General features: G+C 65.0%; 9 protein-coding genes. 2 read left to right on the top strand and 7 right to left on the bottom strand.

Annotated features, from left to right (window positions below):
* Positions 1-50: 50 nt before the first annotated feature.
* Both CC207_RS26420 and CC207_RS26415 read right to left on the bottom strand, forming a co-directional pair.
* Positions 51-773 (bottom strand): UDP-2,3-diacylglucosamine diphosphatase, encoded by a 723-nt coding sequence (locus CC207_RS26420; protein WP_088853073.1) that lies wholly within the window; start codon positions 771-773, stop codon positions 51-53.
* Positions 770-1,270, bottom strand: coding sequence for a peptidylprolyl isomerase (locus tag CC207_RS26415; RefSeq protein WP_028690741.1), 501 nt, complete (start codon positions 1,268-1,270; stop codon positions 770-772). Before CC207_RS26415 ends, CC207_RS26420 begins: the two co-directional genes overlap by 4 nt.
* Before the next feature lie 248 nt (positions 1,271-1,518).
* On the opposite strand from CC207_RS26415, the gene CC207_RS26410 reads away from it, so the two are divergent.
* Positions 1,519-3,222, top strand: a complete 1,704-nt coding sequence (locus CC207_RS26410) for a glutamine--tRNA ligase/YqeY domain fusion protein (protein ID WP_069017615.1) — start codon at positions 1,519-1,521, stop codon at positions 3,220-3,222.
* 9 nt (positions 3,223-3,231) lie between these two features.
* A complete protein-coding gene (cysS, locus tag CC207_RS26405) occupies positions 3,232-4,614 on the top strand; it encodes a cysteine--tRNA ligase (RefSeq protein ID WP_028690743.1) in 1,383 nt (460 codons plus the stop codon).
* A 70-nt stretch (positions 4,615-4,684) separates the two neighbouring features.
* On the opposite strand, the gene CC207_RS26400 is transcribed toward cysS, so the two are convergent.
* The 5 genes from CC207_RS26400 to CC207_RS26380 form a co-directional block, all read right to left on the bottom strand.
* Positions 4,685-6,067 carry a HAMP domain-containing sensor histidine kinase gene (locus tag CC207_RS26400; RefSeq protein WP_028690744.1) on the bottom strand — a complete coding sequence of 461 codons (1,383 nt, stop codon included), beginning with the start codon at positions 6,065-6,067 and terminating at the stop codon, positions 4,685-4,687.
* On the bottom strand, positions 6,045-6,725 hold the full coding sequence (locus CC207_RS26395; protein ID WP_028690745.1) for a response regulator transcription factor: 681 nt from the start codon (positions 6,723-6,725) through the stop codon (positions 6,045-6,047). Before CC207_RS26395 ends, CC207_RS26400 begins: the two co-directional genes overlap by 23 nt.
* Positions 6,726-6,881: 156 nt before the next feature.
* Positions 6,882-7,901 (bottom strand): branched-chain amino acid aminotransferase, encoded by a 1,020-nt coding sequence (locus CC207_RS26390; RefSeq protein ID WP_028690746.1) that lies wholly within the window; start codon positions 7,899-7,901, stop codon positions 6,882-6,884.
* Positions 7,902-8,018: 117 nt separating this feature from the next.
* The gene (locus tag CC207_RS26385) at positions 8,019-9,626 is read right to left on the bottom strand and encodes an ATP-binding cassette domain-containing protein (RefSeq protein ID WP_088853072.1); all 1,608 of its coding nucleotides are present in this window, start codon (positions 9,624-9,626) and stop codon (positions 8,019-8,021) included.
* A gap of 326 nt (positions 9,627-9,952) precedes the next feature.
* Positions 9,953-11,113: MFS transporter (locus CC207_RS26380; RefSeq protein WP_088853071.1), on the bottom strand; the 1,161-nt coding region annotated here is incomplete at its 5' end.

Raw genomic sequence — 11,113 nt, 5'->3', positions numbered from 1 at the left:
CCGACGCCTCGGCAAGGCCGCTCCTACAGGGAGCGCGCATGGGCGGTCGCTCAGGAAAACTCGAACGGCGCCAGCTGGAAGCCCTGTTCGTCCACCTGCAACGCCCAGCCCCGGCGGTCCCAGTCCCCCAGCACGATACGCCGCGCCGGCTGGCCATCGACCACCAGCTTGTGCAGCGCAGGCCGGTGGGTGTGGCCGTGGACCAGGGTGCGCACGCCGTGGGCGGCCATCACCTTGGGCACTTCCTCGGGAGTGACGTCGACGATCTCGGTGCTCTTCATGCGCACCTGGGTACTGCTTTCGCTGCGCAGCTTGCGCGCCAGCTTGTGCCGCGTGCCCAGCGGCAGGTGCCGAAGGATCCACAGGGTCAGCGGGTTGCGCAGGTAACGGCGCAGCTTCATGTAGGCCACGTCGCGGGTGCACAGGGTATCGCCGTGCATCAGCAGCACCGCCTCGCCACCCAGCTCGACCACGCTGGGGTCGGCCAGCAGGGTGCAGCCGGCTGCGTCGCAGAACGCCTGGCCGATGAGGAAGTCGCGGTTGCCGTGCATCAGGTAGATCGCCGTGCCGCTGTCGCTCAGCCGGCGCAGGGCCTGGCAGATCGACTGCTGGAACGGTGTCATCGCATCGTCGCCGATCCAGGCCTCGAAGAAGTCGCCGAGGATGTACAGCGCCGTGGCGTGACGGGCGCGGCCGTCGAGCAGATCAAGAAACGCCCGGGTGATGTCCGGGCGTTCTTCTTGCAGGTGCAGATCGGAGATCAGCAGGATCACTCAATGATCTCGGCTTTCTCGATGATCACGTCGTCTTTCGGCACGTCCTGGTGGCCGGCCTTGGAACCGGTGGCGACTTTCTCGATGGCGTCGACGATTTCCTTGCCTTCGATCACTTCACCGAACACGGCGTAGCCCCAGCCCTGAACGTTCTTGCCGCTGTGGTTGAGGAAGTCGTTGTCGGAGGCGTTGATGAAGAACTGCGCGGAGGCCGAGTGCGGCTCCATGGTACGGGCCATGGCGATGCTGTACTTGGCGTTCTTCAGGCCATTGTCGGCTTCGTTCTGGATGCTGGCGCGGGTCTTCTTCTGGCTCATGCCTGGCTCGAAGCCGCCACCCTGGATCATGAAGCCCTTGATCACGCGGTGGAACACGGTGCCATTGTAGTGGCCATCCTTGACGTATTGAACGAAGTTCTCAGTGGTCAGCGGGGCTTTTTCGGCATTCAATTGCAGGATGATATCGCCGTGGTTGGTGCTCAGTTTGACTTTGGACATGCTGAAACTCGCTCTTTCAAGGCATTCGGGAAATAGGGTGCGCGGTGCGCTCGGATAACCTGACGCAGGATCAGGCAGCCGCGGCACACGCCACTGGGTCGACATTCTGCCGGATTGTAGACCGCTGCGGCGACAAAACGCGCCACTTTGTCGGTGCTCCGGCTGTCAGCAGCTTGACTGCTTCGGCTATGATAGGCCCTTTGATTCAATCGGCCTACCCGGGCCGGCTACCTGCATTCAAGGACACTATGAGCAAGCCCACTGCCGACAACGCGCCAAACGCCGCTGCCAAAGGCGCACCCGCCGTCCCTGTGAACTTCCTGCGGCCGATCGTCCAGGCCGACCTGGACTCGGGCAAGCACCAGAGCATCGTCACCCGTTTCCCGCCGGAGCCCAACGGTTACCTGCACATCGGCCACGCCAAGTCGATCTGCGTCAACTTCGGCCTGGCCAAGGAGTTCGGCGGCGTCTGCCACCTGCGTTTCGACGACACCAACCCGGCCAAGGAAGACCAGGAGTACATCGACTCCATCCAGCGTGACGTCAAGTGGCTGGGCTTCGAGTGGGCGGGCCCGGTGCGCTATGCCTCGGACTACTTCGATCAGCTGCATGCCTGGGCGGTGGAGCTGATCAAGTCCGGCAACGCCTATGTCTGCGACCTGACCCCCGAGCAGGCCAAGGAATACCGTGGCAGCCTGACCGAGGCGGGCAAGAACAGCCCGTTCCGCGAGCGCAGCGTCGAGGAGAACCTGGACCTGTTCGCGCGCATGAAGGCCGGCGAGTTCAAGGACGGCGAGCGCGTGTTGCGCGCCAAGATCGACATGGCTTCGCCGAACATGAACCTGCGCGACCCGATCCTGTACCGCATTCGCCATGCCCACCATCACCAGACCGGTGACAAGTGGTGCATCTACCCCAACTACGACTTCACCCACGGTCAGTCGGACGCCATCGAAGGCATCACCCACTCGATCTGCACCCTGGAGTTCGAAAGCCACCGTCCGCTGTACGACTGGTTCCTGGACAAGCTGCCGGTGCCGGCGCACCCGCGCCAGTACGAGTTCAGCCGCCTGAACCTGAACTACACCATCACCTCCAAGCGCAAGCTCAAGCAGCTGGTGGACGAAGGTCATGTCGAGGCCTGGGACGATCCGCGCATGTCGACCCTGTCGGGCTACCGCCGCCGTGGCTACACCCCGGCCTCGATCCGCAACTTCTGCGAGATGATCGGCACCAACCGTTCCGACGGCGTGGTCGACATGGCGATGCTCGAATTCAGCATCCGCGACGACCTCGACCGTACCGCGCCACGCGCCATGTGCGTGCTGCGCCCGCTGAAGGTGGTGATCACCAACTATCCCGAGGACCAGGTCGAGCAACTCGAACTGCCGCGCCATCCGAAGGAAGACATGGGTGTGCGCGTGCTGCCGTTCGCCCGCGAGCTGTACATCGACCGCGACGACTTCATGGAAGCGCCGCCCAAGGGCTACAAGCGCCTGGAGCCGGCCGGTGAAGTGCGCCTGCGTGGCAGCTACGTGATCCGCGCCGACGAGGCGATCAAGGATGCCGACGGCAACATCGTCGAGCTGCGCTGCTCGTACGATCCGGACACCCTGGGCAAGAACCCCGAGGGCCGCAAGGTCAAGGGCGTGATCCACTGGGTGCCGGCGCAAGGCAGCGTCGAGTGCGAAGTGCGTCTGTACGACCGCCTGTTCCGCTCCGCCAACCCGGAGAAGACCGAAGACGGCGGCAGCTTCCTCGACAACATCAACCCCGATTCGCTGCAGGTACTCAGCGGTTGTCGCGCGGAACCTTCCCTGGGCCAGGCCCAGCCAGAAGACCGCTTCCAGTTCGAGCGCGAAGGCTACTTCTGCGCCGACCTGAAAGACTCCCAGCCGGGTCGCCCGGTATTCAACCGGACCGTGACCCTGCGCGATTCGTGGGGCAGCTGAGGAACCTTCGTGCTTACCATCTACAACACGCTGAGCAAGACCAAGGAAGTTTTCAAGCCGCTGGACGGCAACAAGGTGCGCATGTACGTGTGCGGCATGACCGTGTACGACTACTGCCACCTGGGCCACGGCCGCAGCATGGTGGCCTTCGACCTGGTCACCCGCTGGCTGCGCAAGAGCGGCTATGAGCTGACCTATGTGCGCAACATCACCGACATCGACGACAAGATCATCAACCGGGCCAACGAGAACGGCGAGTCGTTCGACGCGCTGACGGCCCGCATGATCGACGCGATGCACGAGGACGAGCGCCGCCTGAGCATCCTGCCGCCGGACCTGGAACCCCGTGCCACCGACCATATCCCCGGCATGCACGCGATGATCCAGACCCTGATCGACAAGGGCTATGCCTACGCGCCGGGCAACGGCGACGTGTACTACCGCGTCGGTAAGTTCGTCGGCTACGGCAAGCTGTCGCGCAAGAAGATCGAAGACCTGCGCATCGGTGCCCGCATCGAGGTCGACGAGGCCAAGCAGGATCCGCTGGACTTCGTCCTGTGGAAGGGCGTCAAGCCCGGCGAGCCGAGCTGGGAGTCGCCGTGGGGCCCGGGCCGTCCGGGCTGGCACATCGAGTGCTCGGTGATGTCTACTTGCTGCCTGGGCGAGAGCTTCGACATCCACGGCGGCGGCAGCGACCTGGAGTTCCCGCACCACGAGAACGAGATCGCCCAGAGCGAGGCGGCTACCGGCAAGCAGTATGCCAACGCCTGGATGCACTGCGGCATGATCCGCATCAATGGCGAGAAGATGTCCAAGTCGTTGAACAACTTCTTCACCATCCGCGACGTGCTCGACAAGTACCACCCGGAAGTGGTGCGCTACCTGCTGGTGGCCAGCCACTACCGCAGCGCGATCAACTACTCCGAGGACAGCCTGCGCGATGCCAAGGGCGCGCTCGAGCGCTTCTACCACGCGCTGCGCGGCCTGCCGCGGGTCGAGGCCAAGGGCGGCGAGGCGTTCGTCGAGCGCTTCACCGTGGCGATGAACGACGACTTCGGCACGCCGGAAGCCTGCGCCGTGCTGTTCGACCTGGTGCGCGAGATCAACCGACTGCGCGACAGCGACCCTGAGGCCGCCGCTGGCCTGGCGGGTCGTCTGCGCGAGCTGGGGGATGTGCTGGGCGTGCTGCAGCTGGAGGCCGATGACTTCCTGCGTGCCGGTGCCGAGGGCAAGGTCGATGCTGCCGAAGTGGAGGCGCTGATCCAGGCGCGTCTGCAGGCGCGCACCGACAAGAACTGGGCCGAGTCCGACCGCATCCGCGACCAGCTGACCGCCATGGGCGTGGTACTGGAAGACAGCAAGGGCACCACCACCTGGCGCCTGGCTGACTGATCGGCTCAAGCCCTGTCGCGGGGCAAGTCGCATCGGCGCAGCGCCGATACGACTTGCCCCGCGATGCTTTTCAGGCCGCGCTGGTGCAGTGCAGAACCAATCTCGCCCCACCCAGCTCACTGGCCCCCACCTCCAGGCCGAACCCATGCAGGTCGACGATCGCCGCGACGATCGACAGCCCAAGCCCGAACCCCGGGTGGCGATGGCCTTCCTCGCTGCGGTAGAAACGCTTCAACACCGCCTCTCGCTCATCCGCTGGAATCCCCGGCCCGCTGTCCTCGACTGCAATGTGCACGCCTTGATCGTCCTCGCTGGCGACCATGCGCACCTGGCCGCCTTGCGGGGTGAACTTGATCGCATTGCCCACCAGGTTGGCCAGGGCCTCGAACAGCAATTCTCGATCGCCATGCAGGGCCGCCAGTTGCGCGGGCTGGCTCAGTTGCAGATGGATGCCGCCATCCTCGGCCAGTGGCAGGTAGAAGTCGTGCAGTTCAACCAGCAAGCCTTGTGGGTCGAGTTGCACGAAGCCGGCTCGACGTTGGCGGTCTTCCAGTTCGCTGATACGCAGCAGGCCTCGGAAGCGAGCCATCAGCGTGTCGGTCTCGCCGATCGCCTGGTCCAGCGCCGCGCCTTCGGCAGAATCGGCGCCGCTCTGCTGGCGAATGCGATAGAGCTGCGCGCGCAGGCGGGTCAGGGGCGTGCGCAGGTCGTGGGCGATGTTGTCACAGACCCCCTTGACCTCATGCATCAGCCTTTCGATGCGGTCGAGCATCGCGTTGACGATGGCGGCCAGCATGTCCAGTTCATCGCGGCGCACCGACACCGGCAGGCGGTGGGTCAGGTCGCCGGCGACGATAAGTTCGGCTTGGGCCTGGATCGCCCGGATGCGTTTGAGCGGTCGGCGGCGCAGCAGGTACCAGCCGGCAAAGCCTGGAATCAGGGTCAGGGAAATGCCCCAAAGCAGCGCGTCGAGAATGATCCGGGTGACCACGAACAGCGAGCCGTTGTCGCGCACCAGCACCAGCCAGCGGCCGTCCTGGACCTTGATCGCCACGGCATCGCAGCTATCGCGGGGCAGGTGCGGATCGTCGGCGTCCAGGCAGCGCTTGAGCTCATGCACCGTGCCGTCCAGGCCCAGCTCCGGCGGGATGGTGCGGATGCGTCCGCCAATCGGGTTCAGCTGGGGGTCGAAGAGGCCGTAGGCGTCGAAGCTGCGCTCCTCGAAGGCCTGGCTTGCGATCAGCGCGTCGTCCAGCTGCTTGCCGCTCATGTGGGCGAACAGGTGCTGGCGCTGCAGCATGGAGTGGCGGGTGAGCTTGTTCAGGTAGCTGGTGACCTCGAAGTACAGCACCCCCATGAGGATGCTGCTCCAGGCCACGAACAGGAAGCTGTACAGCGCCAGCAGGCGGCTGGTGGAGGAGCTCCAGCCCTTAGACGGGTTCGGCAATGGCATAGCCGGAGCCCCGCACGGTACGGATCAGCGGGCTCTGGCCGGGCGAGTCGATCTTCTTGCGCAAGCGGCCGATGTGCACGTCGATCAGGTTGGTGCCGGGGTCGAAGTGGTAACCCCAGACCTCCTCGAAGATCATCATCCGGGTGATCACCTGGCCGGAGTGGCGCATCAGGTACTCGAGCAGCTTGTATTCGGTGGGCAGCAGGTTCAGCGCCTGTTCGCCGCGGCGCGCCTCGTGGCTGATCAGGTCCAGCTCGAGGTCGGCGACCTGCAGGCGGGTCTGGGTCATCGGCACGCTGTTACGGCGCAGCAGCACCTCGACCCGGGCGGCCATCTCGTCGGAGGCGAACGGCTTGGTCAGGTAGTCGTCGCCGCCGGCGCGCAGACCGCGCACGCGTTCGTCGACGTCCGACAGGGCGCTGATCATCAGGATCGGCGTGGCGATCTTCAGGTTGCGCAGGGTGGTGACGATGGTCAGGCCATCGACCTCGGGCAGCATGCGGTCGAGGGTGATCAGGTCGTAGCCGCCGGCGATGGCCTTGGCCAGACCTTCGCGGCCATTGTCGGCCCAGTCGACTTCCAGGCCGTGGCTGGACAGTTCGGCGACGATTTCCTGGGCGGTGACGGCGTCGTCTTCGATGGTCAGTACGCGAGGCATGCTGGTTCCTGGGCGGCGAGTGGAGACCTGATTGTGCCAAAGAATAGACAACCGGCGATTTAAGAAAAATTCATCTGGCTGCCCAGGGCCGTGAAAGCCAAGAAAAACGGGGCATGCCATTGCTGGCATGCCCCGTTTTCACTGCAGGCTGAAGCCTCAGGCGACCTTGACGATCCAGCCCGCCGGGGCTTCGACGTCACCGCTCTGGATGCCGGTCAGCTCGGCGTAGAGCTTCTGGGTGACCGGGCCGACTTCGGTTTCACTGTGGAACACGTGCAGCTTGCCGTTGTACTGGATGCCGCCGATCGGCGTGATCACCGCGGCAGTGCCACAGGCGCCGGCTTCGACGAAGCGGTCGAGCTTGTCGATTTCCACGTCGCCTTCGATCACTTTCAGGCCCAGGCGCGATTCGGCCAGTTCCATCAGCGACAGGCGGGTGATGCCCGGCAATACCGAGATCGATTTCGGCGTGACGAATTCGTTGTTGGCGGTGATACCGAAGAAGTTGGCCGAGCCGACTTCCTCGATCTTCTTGTGGGTCAACGGATCGAGGTAGATGCAGTCGGCGAAGCCGGCTTTCTTGGCCTCGTAGCCTGGTTGCAGGCTGGCCGCGTAGTTGCCGCCGACCTTGGCTGCGCCGGTGCCTTGCGGGGCTGCACGGTCGTAGTCGGAGATCAGGAACTTGTGCGGGGTCATGCCGCCTTTGAAGTAGGAGCCAACCGGGATGGCGAAGACCGAGAAGATGAACTCGGGGGCGGTGCGCACGCCGATGTTGTCACCGGTGCCGATCACGAACGGACGCAGGTACAGTGCACCCTTGCCGTGCGGCGGAACGAATTTTTCGTTGGCCTTGACCACTTGCTTGCAGGCTTCGATGAACTGTTCGGTCGAGACCCGTGGCATAAGCAGGCGGTCGCAGCTGCGCTGCATGCGCGCGGCGTTCTGGTCGGGGCGGAACAGGTTGATCGAACCGTCCTTGCAGCGGTAGGCCTTCAGGCCTTCGAAGCACTGCTGGCCATAGTGCAGGGCGGTGGAGCCTTCACTGATATGCAGCACGTTGTCTTCGGTCAGGGTGCCCTTGTCCCACTCGCCGTTACGCCATACGGACAGGTAACGTTTGTCGGTCTTGATGTAGTCGAAACCCAGCTTGTCCCAGTTAATGCTTTCGTTACTCATGACACCCTCATTGCTCTGGCCCGAACACGGCGGGCTGCTTTTATATGCGCACCCCGCCACCATAATACATCCGGCGCGGATCGGGAACGGCCAGTCACACAATCTGCCGGGCGAGCATCAGGGCGTGGTGGGCGACAAACTATCTGGACTTAAATGCAGGCAGCCTTCCAGTACCAGGGACTGAAGAAACACTTGGTCATGCGAGACCACCAGCAACGCCCCCTTGAACTGGTGCAACAAGTGCTCCAGCGCCTCGAGTGACGGCAGGTCGAGGTGGTTGTTCGGCTCGTCGAGCAGTAGCAGGTCCAATGGCCGTTCCCGGTACAGCACGGCAGCCAACGCGACCTTGAGCCGTTCGCCACCACTGAGCAGGGCGCCGGGCAGGGTGATGCGTGCCGCGTCGATGCCCAGCTGCGCCAGCCGACGACGCAGTTCGTCGCTCGGCAGGCGTGGATTGGCGGCGCGCAGATGTTCCAGGGCGCTCTGCCGTGGCCCCAGGCAACTGCCATGCTGGTCGAGCAGGGCGACTTCGCCGGTCAACCGCAGGCTGCCCGCGCGCGGCGGCAGTTCACCGGCCAGCACCCGCAACAGGGTGGACTTGCCGCTGCCGTTGTCGCCCACCACCCCCAGCCGCTGGCCCAGGCACAGGCGCAGGTCCAGCGCCGTGGTCGTGCCCCGTGGCAGGTACAACCTTTCCAGCGCCAGCACCTCGCGTCCGGCATGTCGTTGCGGCGTGGGGGCGTGCAGCACGATCGGCACCTCGCGTTCGACCTGACGCGCCGCCTGGCGTACCTGTTCGTCCAGGGCCGCCTTGGCATCCCGCAGTTCGCGGCGCTGGCGCCCGGCGGTGGCCTGGCTGCGCTGCTGCTGGCGGTCGAGCAGAATCTGCGCCTGGTTCGCTTGCCTGGCCCGGCGCCCGGCGCAGGCCTGGTGACGCTCGAAGTTCTCACGCTGACGTTGCAATGTCTGAACCTGGCGTTGGCGCTGCTGCTTGAGGCGCAGCAGTGCCTGCGCGGCCCGTTCGGCCTGTGCGGTGCTTTGCTGACGGTAGAAGCCGAAATCGCCGCCATAGGCGCGCAAGCCAAGGGGCGACAGTTCGACGATACGTGCCATGTGCCCGAGCAGCGCCCGGTCGTGGCTGATCACCAGCAGGCCCTTGTCCCAGCCCTGGAGCATGTCCAGCAGCAGGGTCCTGGCGCTGCTGTCCAGGTGGTTGCTCGGCTCGTCAAGGATCAGGTAGTCGGCCTCGCTCAGCCAGGCACCGAGCAGCGCGACGCGCATGGCCTGGCCGCCGCTCAGGTGCTCTACCGGGTAGTATGGGTCGAGATGGCCCAGGCCATGGCGTTGCAGTTGCGCCTGTAATCGCGGCCGAATATCCCAGCGCTCGCCGACCGCGTCGAAGTCCTCCGGGTCGAGGCTGCCACGTTCGATCCGCTCGAGGGCGCGCAGCGTACTACCCACCTGGGCCAGGTCAGCGACGGTGGTGCTATTGGCGATCACCTGCTGGTCGAGATGATGGACTCGGCCAAGGCGCAGGCAGTATCCCTCACTGGGCTCGCGCAGGCCGGCCAGCAGTTGCCCGAGCAGGCTCTTGCCCACGCCGTTGCGCCCGACCAGCCCGGTGTGGCGCAGGTCGAAGGATTCGTTGAGGTCGGTGAAAAGCGGTCTGCCATCGGGCAGGACCAGGGTGACGCTGTCCAGCGTCAGGATCGACGAGCTCGTCATGCACAACTCCACTCATGCCGCGACATCTCCGGTACGGGCCGGAGGCTGAAGACTGGCCGTCAGGTAGACGGCGGCATCAATGGCGCATTGGACGAACACCTCGCAGGGGGAGTTGGGTGTAAAGGCTAGCCCAGCAGAAAGCGCTGGGCAACACCTGCGCAAGCGGGCAGGGAAATCTTCGTCGGCAACAGGTCGATACGCCGCAGATGCGGCCAAGGAAATTGAGTTGCGTATCAAGTTGCTGCCGGTTCGCGGCTCGTCGGTGTAAAGAGTTGATAAAACGTGGGGCGGACACCGCCGGCCCGCTCCCACGCGACATCGGTATTTCAGGAAGGTTGGGCCGCCAGGCGATTGCTGACGCTGCGTCCCAGCACCAGCACCGTGACAAAGCCGCAGCCCACCAGCGCCGTGGCCAGGCTGAACAGCACCGCGCTGCCCATCTGGTCGACGATCCGCCCACCGAAGAACGAGCCCAGGGCGATGATCACCTGGAACATGGCGACGAACAGCGGCATGCCGCGTTCCACATCCTTGGGTGCCACGACGAACATCCAGATGCTGGCGCAGGCGGGGAAGGCGCCGAAGGCGAAGCCCCAGAGCGCGATCAGCATCGCCGCGCCGGTGAGGCTGGTGGCGAAGTAGGGGAACAGCGCGGTGCCGACGCCGATCATCAAGGCAACCAGCATCAGGGTGTAGCGCACGCTCTGGTTGGCGGCGAAACCGGCGAAGACATTGCCCAGCACCCCGGCCACGCCGTAGAGCAGCAACAGCGAGCCGATCATCGGCCCGTCGAAGCCCGCGTTGTGCTTGAAGAACGGCGCGACGTAGGTGTAGGCGGCAAAGTGCGCCAGGCCGATCAGCAACACCGCGATCAGGCCGACCCGCGCCTGCGGATTGATAAACAGCGCCGGCAGGTCGCTGATGCGGATGGCCTTCTCCGGGTTGAGTCGCGGCAGCAGCAGGACCTGCGCCAGCAGCACCGGCACGCCCACCAGTGCGGTGACCAGGAAGGTCATGCGCCAGCCCATTAGCCCGCTCAACCAGGTGCCCACGGGCACGCCGAGCACGGTGGCCAACGTCACGCCGACCATGATGATCGAGGTGGCCTGGGCCACGCCCACGCCCTTGGGCGCCAGGCGGCCGCTCAGGGCGATCGCGGTCGCCCAGAAACCACCGATGCTGATGCCTAGCAGCACCCGGCCGAACAGCAGCAGGCCGAAGTCGGTGGCGTAGGCCACCACCGCGTTGGCGACGATCATGATCAGGGTCAGGGCGATCAGCAGGTAGCGTCGGTCGAGGGCGCCGATGCCCACCGACAGCAAGGGCGCGGCCAGGGCCGCCATGATGCCGGGCAGGGTCACCATCAGGCCGGCCTGGCCGGCGCTGATGCCAAGATCAGAGGCGACATCGTTGAGCACGCCCACCGGCAGGAACTCGCTGGTCACCAGGGCGAAGGCGCCCACGGCGACCGAGAGAATCGCCAGCCA

The organism is Pseudomonas sp. DrBHI1 (genome assembly GCF_002205115.1).
In the GTDB taxonomy this organism is placed as follows: Bacteria; Pseudomonadota; Gammaproteobacteria; order Pseudomonadales; family Pseudomonadaceae; genus Aquipseudomonas; species Aquipseudomonas mosselii.
Note: the sequence above shows the minus strand (reverse complement) of the source record. Positions and strands in the feature narration are given on the sequence as shown.

What these genes read in the sequence shown, in the direction of transcription:
- CC207_RS26415 (WP_028690741.1), bottom strand. Translation starts at nt 1,270, where the DNA reads ATGTCCAAAGTCAAACTGAGCACCAACCACGGCGATATCATCCTGCAA.
- CC207_RS26410 (WP_069017615.1), top strand. Translation starts at nt 1,519, where the DNA reads ATGAGCAAGCCCACTGCCGACAACGCGCCAAACGCCGCTGCCAAAGGC.
- CC207_RS26400 (WP_028690744.1), bottom strand. Translation starts at nt 6,067, where the DNA reads ATGCCATTGCCGAACCCGTCTAAGGGCTGGAGCTCCTCCACCAGCCGC.
- CC207_RS26395 (WP_028690745.1), bottom strand. Translation starts at nt 6,725, where the DNA reads ATGCCTCGCGTACTGACCATCGAAGACGACGCCGTCACCGCCCAGGAA.
- CC207_RS26390 (WP_028690746.1), bottom strand. Translation starts at nt 7,901, where the DNA reads ATGAGTAACGAAAGCATTAACTGGGACAAGCTGGGTTTCGACTACATC.
- CC207_RS26385 (WP_088853072.1), bottom strand. Translation starts at nt 9,626, where the DNA reads ATGACGAGCTCGTCGATCCTGACGCTGGACAGCGTCACCCTGGTCCTG.